Consider the following 20,145-nt stretch of genomic DNA (forward strand, 5'->3'; position numbering starts at 1 on the left):
GTGTGATGGTGCCGCGTACAGGCCCATGAGCCGGCGTCCACGACGGGACCAGCGGTCGGTAGCCCATGGGCGGTCGCTGTGTCGGAGTGGTCAGCCCTGCTCGGCCGTCAGCCGGATCATGTTCCAGGAGAGCGGTTCGAGTTCGGCGTGGAGGACGCCGTCGGTGACGGTGGTGCCGGTGGCGGGGTGCGGGGCGACCCGGTCGGGCCGGTCCGCGGTGTTGACGGCCTCAGGGTCGCTGTCGGCCAGGACCAGGTGCTCCACCAGGGCGTGGGCGTCGACGCCGCGCAGGTCGATGTCGAGCGGCAGGGCGTCCGTCTGGCTGCGGTTGACCGCGAAGACGGTGACGTCGCCGGTCTCGTCGTCGATGACGGCGGTGGCGTGCAGCAGCGGCACCTCGCCGAACTTCGCCGTGGTGTACGTCGGGCTGTCCACGTCGACGCGCAGCACCCGGCCGCGCCCGTGCGCCGACGCCTGGGCGAAGGGGAAGAACGTGGTCTGCCGCCAGGCGGGCCCGCCGGGCTCGGTCATGATCGGCGCGATGACGTTGACGAGCTGGGCCAGGGATGCGGCGGTCACCCGGTCGGCGTGCCGGAGCAGCGCGATGAGCATCGAGCCGAACACCACGGCGTCGGTGACGGTGTAGACGTCCTCCAGCAGACGCGGGGCCTGCTGCCAGTCCTCCACCGGGTGCGGGTTGGGCCGCTGCTGGTACCAGACGTTCCACTCGTCGAAGGAGAGGTTGATGCGCTTGGTCGCCTTGAGCTTGGCGCGGACGTGGTCGCAGGTGGCGACGACCGACTCGATGTAGTGCTCCATGTCGACGGCGGACGCCAGGAAGGAGTCACGGTCGCCGTCGATCTCCTCGTAGTAGGCGTGCAGGGAGACGTGCTCGACGTTGTCGTAGGTGGCCTCCAGGACGGTGGCCTCCCAGGCGGCGAACGTCTTGATCGCGGTGCCGGAGCTGCCGCAGGCCACCAGTTCCAGATCGGGATCGATCATCTTCATGGCGCGGGCGGTCTCGGCGGCGAGCCGGCCGTACTCCTCGGCGGTCTTGTGGCCGATCTGCCAGGTCCCGTCCATCTCGTTGCCGAGGCACCACATCCTGATGCGGTACGGCTCCTTGTCGCCGTGGGCGGCGCGGAGGTCGGAGAGTTGGGTGCCGCCCGGGTGGTTGCTGTACTCCAGGAGCCGCAGGGCGTCCTCGACGCCGCGGGTGCCGAGGTTGACGGCCATCATGGGTTCCATGCCGGTCTTGGCGCAGAAGTCCATGAACTCGCCGAGGCCGAACTCGTTGGTCTCGGTGGTCTTCCAGGCGAGCTCCAGCCGGACCGGGCGCTCCTGGCGCGGGCCGACGGAGTCCTCCCAGCGGTAGCCGGAGACGAAGTTGCCGCCCGGGTAGCGCACGGTCGTGACGCCCAGTTCCCGGACCAGCTCCAGGACGTCCTGGCGCAGGCCCTCGGAGTCGGCCTGCGGGTGGCCGGGCTCGTACAGGCCCGTGTAGACGCAGCGGCCCAGGTGCTCGACGAACGATCCGTACAGCCGGGGGTTGACGACGCCGATGCCGAACGCCAAGTCGAGGGTGAAGCGTGCGGGGGTGGTGCGGTGGGACATGACTGCCTTTCGTTGGCTGTGGACCGCGTTACTTGAGTCCGGAGGTGGAGACCCCGGCGACGAAGCCGCGCTGCAGGATCAGGAAGAGCACCAGGACGGGCACGACGTACACCAGGGTTCCTGCCGCGACGAGGTTGTTGAGCGTGCCGCCGTGCGCGTTGTGGTAGCCGGTGGTGAGCTGGACGGCGAGGGTGGTGCGGTTGGTGTCGAGCAGCAGGGCGGGCGCGATCCAGTCACCCCAGGTCCAGGAGAACGAAAGGATCAGGCTGGTGGCGATGACCGGCCATGACTGGGGCAGGAAGATCCGCCAGAAGATGCGGATCTGCCCGCAGCCGTCGACGATCGCCGCCTCCTCCAGCTCCTTGGGCATGTTGGTGAAGAACTGCCGGAACAGGAAGATCAGGAACGGTGCGCCGCACAGGCCCCACAGCACCCAGGGCATGTACGTGTTGATGAGGTTGAGCTTGGAGAACAGCAGGTAGGTCGGGATGAGGGTGAAGATCTGCGGCAGCATCATCGTCGACAGCAGCACACCGAAGATCACCCGCTTCCCCGGTGCCTCGAGTCGTGCGAAGCCGTAGCCGGCCCAGGCCGAGGCGAGGGTTGCCAGGACCGAGTAGATGACAGCGATCGTCAGGGAGTTGCGGGCGTAACCGAAGTAGTCCCAACTGGTCAGCGCCTCCACGAAGTTCCCCGGGCTCGGGTGGTGCGGCCACCAGTGGATGGGGACGGCACGCAGCTCCGAGGCGTCCTTGAACGCGGTGATCGCGAGCCAGGCGAAGGGGCTGAGCATGAGGACGAGGACGCTCACCAGGAGCATGTAGACGACACTGCGCCGGGAGAGCACCATCACGCGCCTCCGATCGTGCGGGTCTTGGTCTTCGCGTGCTCCGGCTCCACGGAGTAGAAGACCGCGCCCTTGCTGAGTCTGAAGACGACGAAGGTGACGGTGACGATGATCAGGAAGAGTACCCAGAGCATGGCGGAGGCGTAGCCGTAACGGCCGCCGAGGAGGTACTGGTCGAGGACGTCGATCATGAAGAGGGAGTTGCTCTCCGGGATGGATCCGATGCCCTTAGTCGTGGGGTCGAGCGAGATGAGCAGCGGCGCGAGGGTCTGCAGCGAGGCGATGACCCCGGTGATGACCTGGAAGAAGATGACGGGGGAGAGCAGCGGCAGGGTGATCCGGGTGAAGGACTGCCAGGGGCTGGCGCCGTCCACCCGGGCCGCCTCGTGCAGCTCCTTCGGGATGTCCTGCAGCCCGGCCAGCGAGATGATCATGACGTTGCCGACGCCCCACAGAGTCAGGACGATCAGTACCCAGCGGGCGTAGGGATCCGCCAGCCACGTGATCCCGTTGACGTGGAACACGTCCAGAAGGCCGTTGGCCGCCCCGGAGTCACGGTCGAAGATCATCCTGAAGGTGAGGGCGGCGCCGACCGGCGGCACGACGGCGGGCAGGTACAGCAGCGTGCGGAACAGGCCGCGAGCCCGGATCGGCTGGTTCACCAGTACCGCGAGGAACAGTCCCGCCACGATCGTCAGCGGTACGGTCGTCGCGGTGAACACCCCGGTGCGGGCCAGGGAGGCCAGCGTCTCCGAGTCGGTGAAGACCTCCTTGTAGTTGTCCAGGCCCACGAAGCGAGGATTGTCCGACAACCCGTCGGAGTTGGTGAAGCTCAGCCACAGGGCGTACCCGAGTGGAAAGGCCGTCAGGGCCAGGAACCCCAGCACCCAGGGGCCGGCGAAGACGTAGAAGGACCAGGCCCTGCGCGCCGTCAGCGAGCGCCGCCGGCGCGGCGGCTGGGTGGCCGCCGCCCCGGCCGGGCTCTGCACAGCAGGCCCGGCCGGGGAATCGGTGAGCTGTCCGGTGCTCACCCCAGCACGTCCTTGCCCTTGGCGAGCAGGTCGTTCATCTGCTCGTTCAGCTTGTCCGCGACCTTGCCCGCGGAGGTACCGGACTTGACCGCGCCCGGCACGACCTTGCTGATCACTCCGTCCAGGGCGTCCCGCTGGGCGTACGGGGTGAACGACAGGACCGAGAAGTGGGCCAGTTCCTGCTCCTGCACCTTGAAGGCCTGCTTCTGGTACGGCTGGTCCTGCGGCATCTGCGAGCGCAGCGACGTCAGGGTGGGAATGCCCCAGCCGCTGGCGGCCCGGGCCTGGGCGGGCTCCTTGCCGAAGAACCACTCGAAGAACTTCCAGGCCGCGTCCTTGTTCTTGGCGTCCCTGGGCATCCAGAAGCCGGTGGCGCCGAAGCAGGGGCTGATGCGACTGCTGCCGAGCTGGGGCGCGGGGGCGAGGCGCGACACCTTGGCGACCTTGGGGTCGCCCGCGATGGCTCCGCCGAACCAGTAGCCGTCGCCGGCCATCGCCATCCGTCCCGCCTGGTAGGTCGGCCAGTCCCAGCCGTCCGGGTTCGGGTTGACGACGCTCGGGCCGATGTCGGCCTTCGTGTAGTCCAGGTACCACCGGAGCGCCTTGAGCGCCTCGGGAGAGGAGAAGTCCACCGAGGCCAGGTCCTCGGCGAACAGGCTGCCTCCGGCCGACGCGGTCATGCTCATCAGCGGGGAGAAGGAGCCGAGTGCCGTGACGCTCATGCCGTACACCTTCACCTTGCCCAGCCGGCGCTTGACGAGGCGCTTGCCGAGGTCCAGCCACTCCTCGTGGGAGAGCGGCTCGGTCTCGCTGGGCAGGTCCAGCTTCGCGGCCTCGAACAGGTCGGTGCGGTACCAGAACATCTGGTCCTGCGAGAAGTCCTTGGCCATGCCGTAGCGGGGGCCCGTGCCCTGCTTGCTGCCTTCGAAGCGCCAGAGGTCGTTGACCGGGTCGAGGTCGGCGGGCTTGAGCACCGTGCTCTTGGCGAAGTACGGGTCCAGGTCGGTCATCAGCTTGCGCGCCGCGAAGTACGGGGCTTCCGTGGCACCGAATCCGCGCACCAGGTCCGGCGGGGTCTTGCTGGCCAGCATGGCGTTGAGCTTGGCAGCGTCGTACTGGAGGAACCTGACATTCACGCCCAGTGCCTTCTGGGCGGCCTTGATGTCGATGTCGTCCTTCTCGCACATGACGGTGAGGGTCGTCTTGCCCTTGCCCTCGCCCGAACCGCTTCCGTCGTCGACGGAGGCGGCGCAGCCGGACAGCGCGGCCGCGCCGAGCGCGGCACCGGAGAGGGTGAGGAACCGGCGTCTGTCGAGGGACTCCGAGACAGGAAGGGACATTCTGGACAGCCTTTCGTGCGGGGAGGGCGGGGAACGGAATACCGCCGCGGGAAGGAGCGGGACTCGGGGCGGGTGGAACGGGGCGAATGCCATGGGTGAGTCGGCAGCGCGAGCGAGGACCAGTGGCGTGCGGTGTGCCGGTGGGCTGCCACCCGGAGGCCGGCGAGCCGTCGTGTCACGCGGCTGAGCTGGGAAGGCGTGGCGCGCTTCAGGGGTGAGGCAGGACGTGGCACGCCATGGCGCCGGGACCGTTCAGCCACCTGTCACCTCGGGAGGCGAGCCGCACCCGTGGGATGCCGGGTCGATGCGGGCCCGGACTGCGGCTGCCGGTGGACGCGTGGTCCCACTGGGGGTGGGTGGAGAACAGGGAGGCCATGCCGACCTTCTTCTGTCGGCTGGCGCCGACTTGGTGCGGAGGAATGTGCCGAACCCGGTAAACCGGATGTTACGGCGGGGAAGCGAGATCAGAATGTCCATCGAGTTCATCGTCGTCAAGCCCTCCGGGCACGGGATTTTTTTGGATCATCCTTGAGCGACAGTCCGAAGGGGACCCCCTTCGAGACGTGATTGCCCCAGTTCAGATAGGCGTTTCCGGAGGGGGGTTCCTGCTCTATGGCCTGCACCACGTCGAACACGTAGGTAAATCCGGCGCCCTAATTCTTTGACAACGATGAATCTCGGTGCGATGCTCCCACTGCCCGGGCCCGTGGCCCCGCACCCGAGGAGACCCAGTGCCACAGAGCACCGATCACACACCGCCCGCCGGCCACCTCTTCGCCTACTTCACCGGTGAGGATCGCGCGGACGGCGAGCAGGTCCGCTTCATGTTCTGCGAGGGCCCCGGCCTGAGCCGTTGGACCGAACTCGCCGCCGGAGCGCCGCTGGCTCCGGCCGGCGGCGGAGCGCGGGATCCGTTCCTGGTCAGGGCCGTGGACGGCAGCGGCTTCCATCTCCTCGCCACCGACCTGCGGATCCATGGCGGCACCGGTTGGGAAGAGGCGATCGCGCGCGGCAGCCGACACCTGCTGGTATGGGACTCGGCCGACCTGACCAGCTGGCAGGGGCCGCGGCGGGTGGAGGTCATGCCGGAGCGGGCGGGCTGCGTCTGGGCGCCGGAGGCCTTTTACGACCCCGGCCGGGACGAGTACCTGGTGTTCTGGGCCTCCACCGTCTACGCGGAGGACGACCCCGGCCACCACGGCCCCTCGTACCAGCGCATGTTCTGCGCGACCACCAAGGACTTCCGCACCTTCGGCGAGCCGCGCGTGTGGCTGGACCCGGGATACCCCGTCATCGACTCCACCGTCGTCGAGGACGACGGGTGGTTCTACCGGTTCACCAAGGACGAGCGCCTGCCCGGTACACCGGACGCCCCTGACGCGAAGTTCATCTTCGTGGAACGCTCCCGGGACCTGACCTCGCAGCAGTACGAGCCGGTGGCCCACGGTGTGGGCCGGGCCGTCGACGGGGCTCCGGGACTGGCGCGCGCCGAGGGCCCGATCGTGCTGTCCGCGCCGGACGGGCCGGGCTGGCTGCTGCTGCTCGACGAGTTCGGAGGCCGCGGGTACGTGCCTTTCCGAGCCGACCGTCTGGACAGTCCGGTGTGGCGTCCCGCCGCCGACGCGGGCGTCTGCGCGCTGCCGCCGGGACTTCGCCACGGATCGGTGCTGCCGCTCACCGAGGCGGAATGCGCCGCGCTGCGTACCTTGATCCTCGTCGAAGCCTAGAGTTCAGCCATGTCCACGATGAACGACGTGGCCCTGCGGGCCGGGGTCTCGCTGAAGACGGTGTCCCGGGTGGTCAACGGCGAGCCGAGCGTGAGCGAACAGACCCGGCAGAAGGTCAACGCCGCGATAGCCGAACTGGACTTCCGGCCCAACTCGGTCGCCCGTAATCTGCGCACCGGCCGTATCGACGTCGTCGGTCTCGTCCTTCCGCAGCTGTCCCAGCCGTACTTCTCCTCCCTCGCCGAAGCGATCATGCGGGAAGCCGAGCGGCACGGGCTCACCGTGCTGATCGAGCTCACCGACGGAGACGCCGAAGCGGAGATGGCGCTGGTGCGCGAACACGGGCCGCACCTGGGTGGATTGCTGATGTATCCGGTGGGGCTGTCGGACGCCGAGGCCCGGACCGTCGCGGGGATCGTGCCGACCGTGTTCATGTCCGAACGCGCCTACGACGCGCCCGTCGACCGGGTCGCCATGGCCAATCGGGAAGGCGTCCGTGCCCTCGTCGGGCACATGGTGTCCCTGGGATACACCCGGATCGCCGCTCTCGGCGCCGACCACAGCGACCTGCCCGAGCGGTCGGCGGCCCACCTGCGCCTGGACGGCTACCGCGACGGCCTGCGCGACGCCGGTCTGCCCTGTCTTCCAGAACTGGTCATCGACGTACACCCCCAGTGGAGCCGTCAGTTGGGAGCCGCGGGCGTGCGACGGCTGATCGAACGGGGCACCTCGTTCGACGCCGTGGTCGCCTTCGCCGACGCGCTGGCGCTGGGTGCCCTGCACGCCGTGCAGGAGGCGGGCCTGCGCATCCCCGCTGAGGTGGCCGTCGCCGGATTCGACGACACGGACGAGGCCGGCTACTCCTATCCGTCGCTCACCTCCGTCGCCCCCGGTACGGCACAGATCGCGAGGGAGGCGCTGGCCCTGCTCAACGACCGTATGAACGATGCCGCCGCCCAGCCGGCGGAGCGGCTCGTCGTCGCCGACTTCGAGCTCATGGTCCGTGAATCGACTCTGGGAGGGACGGCCGCATGGGGCGGAGCGTGACGATGCGGACGGTGGCCGAAGTGGCGGGCGTGTCCGCCAAGACGGTCTCCAACGTCATCAACGGCACGGGCTCCTTCAGCCCCGAGACGGAACACCGGGTCCGTGCGGCCGTCGAGGAACTCGGTTACCAGATCAATCCCTTCGCCCGTGGTCTGCGCTCGCGGCGCACCGGCACCATCGGGCTGGTCCTTCCCAATGTCCACCAGCCGTTCAACGCGGAGCTGGCCGAACAGGTCATCAGGGCCTCGGAGACCGGGGGGCTGAAAGTGGTGGTCGAGACCACCCGCGGCAGCGCCGACCGGGAGCGGACCGCCCTGTCCACGTCGTACCAGGAACTCGTGGACGGGATCATCTACCTGCCGCACGCCCTGACTCCCGAGGAGTACCTGTCGCTGCCCGTCACCCAGCCCACGGTCATCCTCGGCGAGCGCGCCGCCGGCGCGGCCGGGCGGATCCTGGACCACGTCGAGATCAGCGACGAGCAGGGCGCGCACGCGGCCGTCGCCCACCTGCTCGCCCAGGGCCGTCGCCGCATCGCCGCCATCTGCCAACAGGGGGAGCCACGAGCCGGCTCCCGGCGCCTGCACGGCTACCGCAGAGCCCTCGCGGAATCGGGTGTGTCCTACGACGACTCCCTGGTGATCGGCGTGGCCGATCCCGATCTGTGGTCATCAGGGGCCGGTGCGGTGACCCGGCTGCTGCGCACCCGCGTCCGCTTCGACGCCCTGTTCTGCCAGACCGACGTCGTCGCCATCGGCGCCCTGTCGGTACTCGAACGCAGCGGCGTAGCCGTCCCCGACGACGTGGCGCTGGCAGGCTTCGACGACATCGAGGCAGCCCGCTTCACCTCGCCACCGCTGACCACCGTGGACCCCCAGCGTGAGTCGATCGCCCGCATGGCGGTGGAACTGCTGCGCTCGCGCATGGACCTGCCGGACTTCCGCGAGCTCCCCGGCCGCAGCGAGAGCGCCGGGTTCGCCCTGCGCGTGCGCGGCTCCTCCACGCCTTGAGGTACGGGGTACGAGGGTGCGCCTGGCGCCATTCGGGATCAGGCGCCACTTGGCATCGAAAGGGGCCGCGCACCGGGACAGGCGCTGGGCATCAGCTATGGCGACAGCAGCAGGCTGTTCATCCGGGACGATGGTCAGGCCGGCAGCAATTCCGCGAAGTCGCGTACGGGTCGCGACCCGTCCCAGTCGACCGAGGCCCGCCAGACGGATGTGAAGATCTGTCGTGTGCTCTCGTTGTCCTGGACGAGCTCGATCATTCCCGGGGCGTCTTCACCACCGTCCAGGAAGAAGACCTCGCCTCCTGGGGCCAGATCGCGAAAACGCACCACCGCCCCGCTCGCCTCGCGGCGTTCGACTTCTTCCCTGACGTTCGGCACGAGCTTGGCGACGTGGTGGAAGCCGTAGCCGTGGCGTTCGTAGGCGTCCCTGTAGATGGAAGGCTCGTCGTCGAGGGTCTGGACGAGCTCGACCATCACGTGGCCCGAGAAGGCGAGGGCGAGGGTGAACTCGGCCTTCCCGGGCTCACCGCGGTAGGTGGAGCCCTCGCCGCCGATCCTCCGGTTCACGTACCAGGGGCCGACGCCGAGGTGTTCGGTCCACCAGCGCATTCCGGCGGTGAGGTCGGGGACGGCGTACGCGACCTGGATGACGGCGTCGGTCGGCAGGCCGAAGGGGAACTCCACGGTGGTTCTCCTCCCTAGGCCGACGGGCGGATGAAGCTGGTGAGACCGCCGTCCACCACAAGGGCCGTACCGGTGATGTAGGCGGCTTCGGACGAGGCCAGGAAGAGCACGGCGTCGGCGAGTTCGTCCGGTTCCCCCTCTCGGAGCATGGGAGTGCTGAGCCTGATCCGCTCTCGGAAGGCGTCGACTCCCCCGGGAGCGAGACCCGTCGTACGGGAGGCGATGTCGGTGTTCATGCCGGCCGGGATGACGATGTTGACGCGGATACCGTCGGCGACGACTTCGGCGGCGAGGATACGCGTCAGGTGCTCCAGCGCGGCCTTGCTGGCTCCGTACGCGGCCGTCCCCGCGCTAGCCCTTCGGCCGGCCGCCGAGCCGCAGAAGACGACGGCCCCGCCGGGCGCGAGCAGGGGCCGGAGACTTTGCATGAGGAAGAACGAGCCCTTGACGTTGGTGTCGAACACCCTGTCCCACGTGGCCTCGTCCATGTCGTCGAGGCGCTTCATACCGGCGTGCCCCGCGTTGATGTAGGCGGCGTCCACACGGTCGACCTGTGCGGCGACCTCGGTGAGCGCGGCCCTGATGCCGGTGACTGTGGAGAGGTCGGCCGCGACGGTGATCGTGCCGTCGCCGATGAGACCGCTCGCGATCTTCAGCTGGTCGGGGTCCCGGGCGATGACGACCACGCGCGCGCCCTCCCGCGCGAAGGCCTGTGCGGCTGCCAGGCCCAGTCCTCTGCTGCCGCCGGTGACGAGGCAGGTCTTCCCCAGGAAGCGCTGCCGCCGGTCCTCGACGGCCGGGTCGGGATGTCCCACGTCGGTCGTGCCGTTCATGACGCTCCTTCTGGTCGCTTCGAGTGTTGGCTCACGCGTCGATCTCGACGCCACCGAACGGGGCTCCGCCGTTCAGGACGCGCTCCTCGGGAGGAATGGGCGCGAGGCTCACCCGTACGTCGATGCACGTCGGCCGGCGGGACGCGAGTGCCGCCTCGATCGCCGGGCGCAGCTGGTCCGGCTCGGTGACGTCGACGCCGTCCGCGCCGAGGGCTCGGGCCGCGCCGCTGTAGGAGCCGTTCTCCAGGCGGTTGTTGGTGACGCGGTCCTGTCCGAAGAAGAACTGCTGGGTGTGCAGGGTGGCGCCCCAGGCCTGGTTGTTGAGGACGATCACGACGACCGGGAGTCCCGCTCTGACGAGGGTGTCGAACTCGGCGAGGCTGTAGCCGACGGCGCCGTCGCCGGTGACGAGGATCGTCGCCTTGTCGGGATGTGCGTACTGCGCTCCCAGGGCCACGCCGAAGTTGCTGCCCATCGCACTGAGGTAGCCGTGCCCGAGATAGTGGGCCAGCGGTGCGAGCGCGATCGTCTCGGAGAGCCACAGCTCGGTCAGGGCGCCGTCGACGACCACAGTGGCCTGTTCTGGGACGCTTTCGGCGATCGTGCGGACCGCGAGGTAGGGGTGGATCGCGGCGTCCTCGTGCTCCTCGGTCTCGGCGGCGAGTGCGGACCGCCGAACGGCCAAGACGTCGCGCAGGGACGCCAGCCAGTCGTCGCGTCCCGCGGGCACAGGCGCCGCGTCCAGCCGCTCGTTCAGCAGGCGGACCGTGCCGACCGGGTCGGCCTGGACGCCGAGTTCGACGTCCTGCAGACGGCCGAGTTCCCGGCCGTCCGGGTCGATCTGGAAGATCCGCGCGCTCTTCGGGAGCAGTCGGCCCGTGCCGAACTGGGTGGCCATTCCGAAGCGCAGCCCGAGCATCAGAACCAGGTCGGGCCGCTCCTCGTCGGGGACGGTGGCCAGGGTCTGGAGGAGGCCGATGTGCTGTTCGGAGCCGGCGATCGCCCCGAGGCCCTCCCAGTCGGAGAACAGGGGCACTCCGGTCCGGGCGGCGAACTGGTGCAACTGCGCGCGTGCCTCGGCGGTGACGAAGGACTTGCCGACCAGTGCGATCGGGCGCCGGGCGGTGCTGAGCGCCTCGATGATGCGGTCGACGGCACCGGCGGGGGAGACACCGGTGCCGTCGACCTCGACGCGGTAGTCGTCGACATCGTCGACGTCCACCGACTGGCGCAGGACGTCCCAGGGAATGTCCAGGAGCACCGGGCCCTTGGGCTCCGACCGTGCGATGCGGATCGCCTGCGCGACCAGGCGCGGGATCAGCTCGGCTCGGGTGACGCGGTGCGCGAACTTGGTCACCGGGGCCGCCATGGCGACCTGGTCGAACCCGGCCTGCTGGTCATTGATCTGGTCCGTCTCCAGCGGGCCGGAGCCCGCGAGGTAGAGGACGGGGGTCCGGTCCAGGTAGGCGTTGGCGACAGAGGTCAGGACGTTGGTGAAGCCGCCGCCGGCCGTGACGACGGCGACCCCCAGATCCCCGGTGACCCGTGCGTATCCCTCGGCCGCGTGGCCGGCGTTCATCTCGTGCCGTACGTCGACGACCCGCAGCTTGGCGTCCAGGGCGTCCTGGAGGATGCCGTCGATGTGCGCTCCGGGCAGGCCGAAGGCCACGTCGACCCCGGCTCGCCGCAGCGTTCGCACGACGAGCCCACTACCGGTTGCGGTTGCCATTCGATGGTCCGCCTCTCTGGACGTACTCAGGGTTTCGACAAGGGTCGCTGGGACAAGGCCGCAGCTCGGGCCGCCCGTACCGCAGTCTGGGTGGGGCCTTGGGGCACGGCAATGGCGGTGTTCGTTGGACGGCCAATGCCTTGATCGATATCGAACGGTCGTGACCCGACGGCCGGGCGGCTCGCGGAAGCGATGTCAGGTTTCCGGCATCCTGAGCACGGCCTTGATCACACGCCCGGAACCGGTCTCCGTCCACGCCCGGGCGAAGTCGCTGAAAGGGAACTCCTCGATCATCCGGTCGAAGGGGAAACGGCCCGCCCGCCAGTGATCGACGAGTTGAGGGATCAGCGCGTGGGGGTTGGCCGAGCCGCCGATGATCCCTTGAAGCCTGCGACCGCCGGCGAGCAGAAATCCGGTGTCCGGCACCCATTCGCCCGCGGGTGCCACCACGTAGCCGAGGGTGCCTTCGACCCCCAGGCACGTCGTCGCGGTCGCGTAGACGGACGGTACGTCCGCGGTGACGAACGCGAAGTCGAAGCCGTCAGGAGCGATGTCCCGCAGCGCCTGGTCGGCACCGGCACCGCCCAGCACGGTGTCGGTCGCTCCCAACTCCCTGGCGAGGTCGAGCCGAGGCTCGTTGATGTCGACGGCGACGATGCGCCGGGCACCCGCGAGACGGGCGGCCGTGACGGCCGCGAGCCCCACTCCTCCGGTGCCGAACACCGCGATCGACTGTCCGGGGCGGAGCCGGAACGCCTCCAGGACCGAGCCCGCCCCCGTGATGACACCGCAGCCGAGCGGTCCCATCAGGTGCAGCGGGACGTCCTTCGGCAGGAATACCGCGCTCCGCGCGGGCGCCAGCGCGTACGTCGCGAAGGAGGACTGCCCGAAGAACACCGCCGCGACCCGGTCACCGTCCTGGGTGATCGGTGAGCTGCCGTCGAGCCGTGCGCCACCGAAAGCAACGCGCATCGCCTCCCGGCAATAGGTGGGCCGCGCGTCGAGACAGCGGGGACACACACCGCAGGAGTTGCCCGAGAGCACCACGTGGTCACCGGGCGCAAGGCGTGTCACCCCGGCACCGACGGCCTCCACGACGCCCGCACCCTCGTGCCCGAGCACGATCGGACGAGGCACGGGAGGCCCATGGCCGTTGTGCGCGTTGATGTCGGTGTGGCAGATCCCGGTGGCCACGATGCGCACGAGGACCTCGTCCGGCCTCGGTTCCTCGAGGTCGACATGTTCGAGTTCGGGGACGGTCCGGCTCTCGCGGGACACCGCAGCAGTGATCTTCATGAGACGGCGACCTCGGGGTCGTACTCGTAGATCCAGCCATTGGCCTTGAGGGGGTCGGCCTGGGAGTACGCCAGGTCGCGAGCCTGCTGCTCGGGGCCGTCGGGAAGGTGGTTGACATGGGACCTGCCGTGCGACACCTGCTGGAGGCGGGCCGTGCGGCGGCGACGCAGTTCCTCGTAGCGGCCCAGCGCCGCGATCGGGTTGCCCGGGTCCGCCGCGAGGCACAGGGCCAGGACGGCGCCGTCCTCGATCGCCTGGGCGGCGCCCTGGGCGAAGAACGGGAACATCGGATGGGCCGCGTCGCCCAGCAGGGTCGCATTGCCGCGGTTCCAGCGGTCGAGGGGCTCACGGTCGAGCAGCGCCCAGCGCCCCGGCGTGTCGGCCGCCTTGATCAGTTCGACCAGCCGCGGGTCCCAGCCGGCGAATTCGCCGAGCAGTTCCTCGACCGTCGCGGTGGCCGTCCATGACTCCACGCTGTCGGCTCCGGCCGGCGCGAAGGCGACGAGGTTGACGTACTCCTCGCCGGAGACCGGGTAGTGCACGAGATGGTGGTCGGGGCCGATCCAGAGGGTCTGGGCGCGCCGCCTGGCGAAGTCGGGTGCCTTCTGCGCCGGTACGAGGGCCCGGAAGGCGCAGATGCCCGAGTCCCGCGCCTGAGTCGGGCCGACGATGGCGCCGCGCACGCGCGAGTGGACTCCGTCGGCGCCGATGAGGATGTCCGGACGGACCGTCTCGCCGTCCTCGAACCGGAGAACCGCCTGTTCGCCTTCGAACTCGACGGAGACGCAGCGCCTGCCGAGGTGGATCGAGTGCTCGGGGACGGCCGACCTCAGGGCGTCCAGCAGGTCGGCGCGGTGGGCGGTGTAGGTGTGCTCGCCGTACAGGCGTATGCACCCCTCCTCCAGGTTCTCGGCGGACAGGACGGTGCCGTCCTCCCAGCGCCGGAACTCCCAGCCGGTCTCCAGCCGCACCGCACGCTCGACGAACCGGTCCAGGGCTCCGAGGCGTCGCAGGAGGCGGGCGGCGTTGGGCGCGATCACCAGGCCGGCGCCCACCTCGGTCAGAGCGGCCGCCTGCTCGTACACGTGGCTGTCGAAGCCCTGGTCGCGCAGGAAGGCCGCGGCGGCCAGGCCCCCGATGCCGCCGCCGAGGATCGCGATCTTGGGGCCGTTCTCAGTACTCATGTGGTTTCTACTCCCGTGGACCTCGACGAGGTGGTGACTGGCTGTCTCCAAGAGTCGGGCAGGTCGCGCGTTGTTAGAACATCGTCATCCATCCAACGAACATTCACGGTAGAGTGGCCGAGGCCAGGAACGATGAAGGAGCGGCCCATGCCTCGCGCGAACGAGCCCGGACGGACCGTCAGTTCTCGCCTGTGGGATCTGCTGTTCGCCTTCGACTCCGACCACGCCGAGCTGACCCTCGCCGATCTGGTGAGGCGCACCGGCATGCCGCACGCCACCGCGCGGCGCCTCACGCTCGAACTCGTGGAGGCCGGGGCGCTGGAGCGCACCGCCGACAACCGGTTCGCGATCGGCCTGCGGCTGTGGCGTCTGGGCACGCTCGCCCCGCGCGCGGAGACGCTTCGCAGTGCCGCGCAGCCGTTCGTGGAGGACCTGTACACGGCGCTGCGCCAGCATGTGCAGCTGGCCGTCCTCCAGGGCGACCAGGCCGTGATCATCGAGCGGCTGTCGGCGGTCAACGCCGTCGGTCTGACCTCGCAGGTCGGCGGCCATCTGCCGTTGCACTGCTCAGGTGTCGGGAAGGTGCTGCTGAGCCACGGCAGCCCGGAGTTCATCGACGAGGTGCTGGCGGGCAGGCTGCAGCGCTTCACCCCGAAGACGATCGTGGACCCGGCGGAGCTCCGCCGCGAACTGGCGTCCTGTCGCTCCACCGGCACGGTGGTCGTCAAGGAGGAGCTGAGCGAAGGCGCCGAGTCCGTCGCGACGCGCATCGTCGACGGCCGCGGCAAGGTCGTCGCGGCGCTGTCCGTCGTGGTGGCCGCGGGTTCGATCAAACTACAGGCGGCCGTTCCCTCGCTGATCGCGAGCGGGCTGGGGCTGTCGAGGAGTCTCGGCTGGCGGCCTGGCATTCCCATTCGCACGTGGTGACCTCTCCCCCGGCGGGGAAACCGGCGCGTCATACCGCGGGCTGCCGCCGGGAGAGCTGCATGTGGCCGAGCCGCCATCCCTCGTCGGTCGCGAACCACACCCGGGTGGCCACCGCCTGCACCAGAAACGGCGGCAGATCGGGCACGCGCCGGATGCTCATCTTCTGGAAGCACGTCACGACGGCCCGCCCGGCACGCTCCCGGCAGGTCACCTCGCTGGTCTCGGCCTCGATGGTGGCTCCCATCGACGCGTTGTAGGCGAGGAAGCGCTCGCGGTCGTGCACGTTGCCGACCGGGCCGTGGACGATCGCGCAGTTGGGGAGCATGAGCGCACGCTGCTCCTCGTCCCCTTCCGTGAGCGCGACCAGCCACGCCGCCTCCGCCTGGGCGACCGTGTCCGGCATGTGGACCGTGTCCGTACTGCTCGGTGCCGACTGTGTGCTGGTCATGGTCCTACTCCTGTCCGAGTGGGTCGTGTGGTCGTTGTGCGTTGTACGCCGTGGCCCGCCGCGGTGGCCGCTCCCGAGAAGGAGTGGGCGCGACGGGCGATCCGGCGGTCCTGTCCGGCCTGCTGCCCGTGTCCGGTGCCCGCAGGTTCGTCGGGCGGTCAGTCGTCGAGGGTGTGCGGGTTGTCGTCGAGATGAGTCGCGCCTATACCACCGCGCGCACCCACGAGCGTGAGGGCCGCCGCCACGAGAGCGGCCACGCCACCGAGTGTGTAGGCGATGGAGTAGCTGCTGCTGAGGGCGTCGAAAGCGACGTCCTTGAGTGGGTTGAAGGGCATGGACCCCCCGTCCGGCAGCGGGATGGTGGCCGGTACCGAGTTGGCGCCGAGCGGGCCCGACTCCACGGCGTGCACGGTGGCTTCGAGCTGCGGTCTCTGGGCCGCGGGGGCGTTGGCCGCGGAGGCCTGGAAAGCCTCGTAGGCGCTCTTCAGACCGGCGTTGCCGGCCACTTCGCGGGCGATCTCCTTGGCCGCGTGGCCCAGTGCGACAGCGCCGACGATCGCGGGGGCAAGAGCGAACCCGAGGTCCCGGAACATGCTGGTGACGCCGCTGGCCATACCCGCGAGGCGGTTGGGCAGGGTGTTGACCGCGACCGCGCTGACGGAGGCGATGGCGAGCGCCGAGCCGACACCGACGAAGACCAGCGGCACGACGATGGCGCCCAGGCCCCGGTTGCTCGCCGGTACCTGGGCGAACCACAGCCCGCCGGCACCCACCAGAATCAGGGCGGAGAAGAGCACCCACCGGGGGTTGTAGCGCTCCAGCAGCTTGGAGGTGAGGGGCAGCAGCACCAGCCCGATGCCGCCGAAGAAGAGGTACGCGACGGAACTGCGCAGCGGGCTGAATCCCTGGATGGTGGTGAGCCGGATGCTGGTGGAGTACATGATCGCCAGGAAGGCGAACATGCCGATCAGGGTGACCACCGAGTTCATGGCGAACGCCCGGTTCTTGAACACGCTCAGGGCGAGCAGCGGCTCGGTCACCCGGCTCTCGGCGAAGACGAACAGCGCGAGGAAGACGGCCGCGACGACGAACGCGACGACGATCTCCGGGCTCGCCCAGCCGCTCTCGGGGCCTTGGATCACGGCGTACATCAGCGCGAACAGGCCGAGCGCGGCAGTGATCTGGCCCGGCCAGTCGATGGAGCGCCCCTCGGGCGAGGCGGAGTTCTGGGCAAGGGCCTGCGACAGGACCACGCTCGCGGCGGCGAGGACCAGAACACCGACGAAGGCCCACCGCCAGTTCGCGTTCCCGGCCCAGCCGCTCTCGATCTTGGCGGCCACACCCGCCAGCAGCGGCCCGAGGAAGCCGCCGACCGACAGCGCGGAGGCCCAGACCGCCACGCCACGCGCTCGGGTGGCGGTGGTGTGCGTACCGGCCGCCACCATGGCGAGGCTCGTCGGGAAGACGGCCGCGGCCCCGATACCGCTGAGGAGTTGGGCCAGGATCAGCAACGTCACACGGGTGTCGGTCGACGATCCCCCGCCGGGTACCAGGATCGCGAGAACCGAGCCCACGCCGATGAGCGCGGCGCCCCCGACGAGCAGGCGCTTGCGGCCGAACAGGTCACCGAACACGCCGAAGCCCAGTCCCAACGCGGCCACGGGAAGCATGAACGCCTCGACGATCCACGTCAGCTGTGCCGAGGACGGCGCGAGATCCTGCTGGATCAGCCCGGTGATGAGCGAGGGGACGGAAAGGGCTATCTGAGCGAGGCACACCGCGAGAACCACCGCGGCCAAGGTGCCGGGCCTCAGGGTGTATCTGCCGGCCTCGTCACTTGCCTCACTGGGTGAATCGATCTGGACCATGGATGACTCCTCGCGCACAGTGCGCTGCTGTCGGAACCGACGTTCGCCGCCGGACCTTGCTGGGGTGCCTCTGTCCTGCCGTACGGCGACGCCGCTGCCGAACCGCCGCCCCGGGGCCCTCGCGGACCGCCTCCGCGTGGCTCTGCGACCAACCTGACTCAGGACGCTCGGCGTGGTGAGCGACCTGCCGAGCAGCGACAAGGTAGGAAGTGACCCCCGTCACGCTCAATGGACATGTTCGTTGGACGAACAAGTCATCAGCGGTTCGCGGTGTTGACCCGCGATGTCGACGCGCCCTGGCCATGGGTGACGCGGCCGGGACACCGGCTTGAGGAGGAACGGCTCGGACGCGAACCGCCGCCGGGAGCCATAGCCGGCCACCGGGAACCATGAAACACAACCTAGAAGCCCGCTCTAGAGTCTAAACTGGACCAGACCGTCCCCATCAGCAGTTGTGTCGACGAGAAGAGTGCGAAGCGGATGACTTCCGACGTCAGCCACGCCGAGGATCCAGCCATCGGACCAGGAGGTCGACGAGGCCGCTCGACCCGCTGGCCCCGGTCCGCCACAACGCAGCGCGCGGTACTGGACGCAGCTCGGAGGCTGTTCTCCGAGCGCGGCTATGAAAACACCAGCATCAATGACATCGTCCAGACGTCGGGCGTGAGCGTCGGCAGCATCTACCACCAGTTCGGCGGCAAACTCGAAGTGTTCACCGCTCTGGCGAACGAGCTGTCGGGCATCCATGCGGCCGCCTCGGCCCGCGCCGCGAAACGGGCTGCCGGCGCCGAATCGGCCACCCCCGCCACGATCTATCTCGCGGGGGCGCACGCCTACCTCATGAGCACATGGAAAGAACGCAGTATCACCCGCATCATGATCGGCGATGACGGGCCGGCCGGATTTTCGGCCATGCGGCGGGAGGCGCTCGAGCGGTTCAAGCACGGCACGGAAGGTCTCACCATCGGCACCCCGCCTCTGCCGGACTCGACCGCATACGCGGTGACCGGGCTGCTCCACGCGGCGGCTCTGCAGATCGTGCAGGTCGAGAACCGCCGGACCGCCAAGCGCGTCGCGGACTACTTCATCGATCTGCTCATGTGCCTGTTCGACCCGGCCTCGGCTTTGGAGGAACAGCCCGCACAGCAGAGCTGGCACTGAAGCACAGGCCATCGGCGGCCCCGGCCGACAGGGCGAGCGGACGCACCACGCCCAACTCATCCGACACCAGCCGAAGTTCAGGCACCATCCGCCCGAACCAACCGCTTACGTCCAGTCACTGGAAGTCGCGCCGGTGGTTGGGGGCGTCCACCGTGAGCGGGGTGCCGACCGGATCTACGCCACAGGGACTCGACCATCCCTGTACGGAAGGGCAACTCCACGACGGCCGTCCCGCCGTCGGCGGGAAAGCGAGGGACGGCCCGTTCGGGCACGATGCCCACCCAGTCGGTGCCCGCGACGAGGTACGGCATGGTGAGGATGCTCTCGACGGTCATCTCGATCCGTGGTTCGGCACCGTAGGCGGACAATCGCCGCAGGACCTGGAGGCCCGTCGCGAGGAAGAGATGAGGCACCGCCCAGGGGCGCGCTGCGAGTTCCTCGGGACCGGGCGGTGTCGGCGGAGACAACGCACACCCAGCGGTCCTCGTACAGGTCGATGATCGAAGCGTCCGACAGCGGTCCCGGCGGCAGCAGCATGCCGTCGACGGTGCGCAGTGCTCCTGGGCGTTTGTGACGAGCCGCGGAGTGGTGTGCTGGAACCGCAGCCGCACCTCCGGTGCCGCGTCGCGCACCAGAGCGGCGAGGGTACGCCCGAAGGGCGAGGGTTATCTATAGCTGTCAAGTGTTGGTCCGAGTCAGATGACACGGGTGCCCCCAGGGACGTAAGACACGATCCCTGGCTTCGAACGAGTCTGTTGACCCTACGGGAACGAGCTCTCCGGCCCCAGACAGCGATCTTCAGGCAGCCGGGGCTGGGAAGCCTTGGCGTTGACCCGGGTGGTTCTCTGGTGATCAGCAAGGCAATGGTCGTGCGTCCGTGTCGCTGTCTGGAGTCACCGGGATGTCGGGAGTCAGGGAGTGAATGCGTGGTTTCGGCGATGGCAGCAGCCAGATCAGGGACAGCGCTCCGCCGACGGCCCCGATGAGCAGGGTCGCCCGGAGACCGACGAGGGTAGTGGGGAAACCGCCGACGATGGCGCCCACGGCGTGTTGACCGAAGGACGACGCACTCGGAGGCGGGCAACAACCCCGCCAGCCCTGTCCAGTCGGCGGGCCGGGCGACGGCCACGACCGGGAAACCGGCCGCGATGAGCAGCAGCCCGACGATCATGGAGTGGCACAGGTCGGGCCGGTCACCTGCCCAGCGTGTGATGGGCAGGTGGGCACAGACGACCAGCAGGGAGGACAGGGCGAACAGCCAGGAAAGGGCTGCCTGGGAGCCGGTCGCGCGCTATACCTCGTCCGGCAGGGCGAGGTATAGCTGGTTGTAGGTGGTAAGCCGGAAGAAGCCCTGGGCGGGCGGTTCCACCCGCAACGACGCCTCGAACGCCGGGTCGACC

General features: G+C 69.3%; 17 protein-coding genes and 1 pseudogene. 5 read left to right on the forward strand and 13 right to left on the reverse strand.

Annotation, left to right across the window (positions count from 1 at the left end; all coding sequences use genetic code 11):
• Positions 1-90: 90 nt before the first annotated feature.
• The 4 genes from arfA to IE263_RS37105 are packed head-to-tail and all read right to left on the reverse strand — an operon-like array spanning position 91 to position 4,832.
• Positions 91-1,614: an arabinosylfuranosidase ArfA gene (gene arfA / locus IE263_RS37090; RefSeq protein ID WP_189942473.1), complete on the reverse strand. Its 1,524-nt coding sequence runs from the start codon at positions 1,612-1,614 to the stop codon at positions 91-93.
• Between the two features lie 28 nt (positions 1,615-1,642).
• On the reverse strand, positions 1,643-2,464 hold the full coding sequence (locus IE263_RS37095; protein WP_189942593.1) for a carbohydrate ABC transporter permease: 822 nt from the start codon (positions 2,462-2,464) through the stop codon (positions 1,643-1,645).
• Positions 2,464-3,492, reverse strand: a complete 1,029-nt coding sequence (locus tag IE263_RS37100) for a carbohydrate ABC transporter permease (protein WP_189942474.1) — start codon at positions 3,490-3,492, stop codon at positions 2,464-2,466. The genes IE263_RS37095 and IE263_RS37100 overlap by 1 nt, the downstream gene beginning before the upstream one ends.
• Positions 3,489-4,832, reverse strand: a complete 1,344-nt coding sequence (locus IE263_RS37105) for an extracellular solute-binding protein (RefSeq protein WP_189942475.1) — start codon at positions 4,830-4,832, stop codon at positions 3,489-3,491. The genes IE263_RS37100 and IE263_RS37105 overlap by 4 nt, the downstream gene beginning before the upstream one ends.
• A 731-nt stretch (positions 4,833-5,563) precedes the next feature.
• Here IE263_RS37105 and IE263_RS37110 point away from each other — a divergent pair.
• The 3 genes from IE263_RS37110 to IE263_RS37120 are packed head-to-tail and all read left to right on the forward strand — an operon-like array spanning position 5,564 to position 8,616.
• On the forward strand, positions 5,564-6,559 hold the full coding sequence (locus tag IE263_RS37110; RefSeq protein ID WP_189942476.1) for a glycoside hydrolase family 43 protein: 996 nt from the start codon (positions 5,564-5,566) through the stop codon (positions 6,557-6,559).
• A 9-nt stretch (positions 6,560-6,568) separates the two neighbouring features.
• The gene (locus tag IE263_RS37115) at positions 6,569-7,606 is read left to right on the forward strand and encodes a LacI family DNA-binding transcriptional regulator (RefSeq protein WP_189942477.1); all 1,038 of its coding nucleotides are present in this window, start codon (positions 6,569-6,571) and stop codon (positions 7,604-7,606) included.
• Positions 7,591-8,616, forward strand: a complete 1,026-nt coding sequence (locus IE263_RS37120; RefSeq protein WP_189942478.1) for a LacI family DNA-binding transcriptional regulator — start codon at positions 7,591-7,593, stop codon at positions 8,614-8,616. Before IE263_RS37115 ends, IE263_RS37120 begins: the two co-directional genes overlap by 16 nt.
• A gap of 134 nt (positions 8,617-8,750) precedes the next feature.
• On the opposite strand, the gene IE263_RS37125 is transcribed toward IE263_RS37120, so the two are convergent.
• The 5 genes from IE263_RS37125 to IE263_RS37145 form a co-directional block, all read right to left on the reverse strand.
• Positions 8,751-9,299 carry a VOC family protein gene (locus IE263_RS37125; RefSeq protein WP_189942479.1) on the reverse strand — a complete coding sequence of 183 codons (549 nt, stop codon included), beginning with the start codon at positions 9,297-9,299 and terminating at the stop codon, positions 8,751-8,753.
• A 14-nt stretch (positions 9,300-9,313) separates the two neighbouring features.
• Positions 9,314-10,132: an SDR family oxidoreductase gene (locus tag IE263_RS37130; RefSeq protein WP_189942480.1), complete on the reverse strand. Its 819-nt coding sequence runs from the start codon at positions 10,130-10,132 to the stop codon at positions 9,314-9,316.
• Positions 10,133-10,163: 31 nt separating this feature from the next.
• A complete protein-coding gene (locus tag IE263_RS37135; protein WP_189942481.1) occupies positions 10,164-11,861 on the reverse strand; it encodes a thiamine pyrophosphate-binding protein in 1,698 nt (565 codons plus the stop codon).
• A gap of 195 nt (positions 11,862-12,056) precedes the next feature.
• The gene (locus IE263_RS37140; RefSeq protein ID WP_189942482.1) at positions 12,057-13,157 is read right to left on the reverse strand and encodes an NAD(P)-dependent alcohol dehydrogenase; all 1,101 of its coding nucleotides are present in this window, start codon (positions 13,155-13,157) and stop codon (positions 12,057-12,059) included.
• On the reverse strand, positions 13,154-14,341 hold the full coding sequence (locus IE263_RS37145; RefSeq protein WP_189942483.1) for an FAD-dependent monooxygenase: 1,188 nt from the start codon (positions 14,339-14,341) through the stop codon (positions 13,154-13,156). The genes IE263_RS37140 and IE263_RS37145 overlap by 4 nt, the downstream gene beginning before the upstream one ends.
• 147 nt (positions 14,342-14,488) lie before the next feature.
• Between IE263_RS37145 and IE263_RS37150 the strand changes: the two genes are divergently transcribed.
• Positions 14,489-15,268: an IclR family transcriptional regulator gene (locus IE263_RS37150; RefSeq protein ID WP_189942484.1), complete on the forward strand. Its 780-nt coding sequence runs from the start codon at positions 14,489-14,491 to the stop codon at positions 15,266-15,268.
• 28 nt (positions 15,269-15,296) lie between these two features.
• Here IE263_RS37150 and IE263_RS37155 read toward each other — a convergent pair whose 3' ends face one another.
• Both IE263_RS37155 and IE263_RS37160 read right to left on the reverse strand, forming a co-directional pair.
• On the reverse strand, positions 15,297-15,716 hold the full coding sequence (locus IE263_RS37155; RefSeq protein WP_189942485.1) for a nuclear transport factor 2 family protein: 420 nt from the start codon (positions 15,714-15,716) through the stop codon (positions 15,297-15,299).
• 158 nt (positions 15,717-15,874) lie between these two features.
• Complete coding sequence (locus IE263_RS37160; protein ID WP_189942486.1) at positions 15,875-17,584, reverse strand: MFS transporter; 1,710 nt, start codon at positions 17,582-17,584, stop codon at positions 15,875-15,877.
• Positions 17,585-18,064: 480 nt separating this feature from the next.
• Between IE263_RS37160 and IE263_RS37165 the strand changes: the two genes are divergently transcribed.
• Positions 18,065-18,745, forward strand: coding sequence for a TetR/AcrR family transcriptional regulator (locus IE263_RS37165; RefSeq protein ID WP_189942487.1), 681 nt, complete (start codon positions 18,065-18,067; stop codon positions 18,743-18,745).
• 77 nt (positions 18,746-18,822) lie between these two features.
• On the opposite strand, the gene IE263_RS50170 is transcribed toward IE263_RS37165, so the two are convergent.
• Together IE263_RS50170 and IE263_RS50370 are read right to left on the reverse strand one after the other, a co-directional pair.
• Positions 18,823-19,377, reverse strand: a complete 555-nt coding sequence (locus tag IE263_RS50170; protein WP_373312209.1) for a LysR substrate-binding domain-containing protein — start codon at positions 19,375-19,377, stop codon at positions 18,823-18,825.
• A gap of 425 nt (positions 19,378-19,802) precedes the next feature.
• Positions 19,803-20,084: pseudogene (locus tag IE263_RS50370) on the reverse strand (MFS transporter); the annotation flags it as partial.
• Positions 20,085-20,145 lie beyond the last annotated feature (61 nt).

Origin of the sequence: Streptomyces aurantiogriseus (assembly GCF_014649375.1) — a bacterium.
In the GTDB taxonomy this organism is placed as follows: Bacteria; Actinomycetota; Actinomycetes; order Streptomycetales; family Streptomycetaceae; genus Streptomyces; species Streptomyces aurantiogriseus.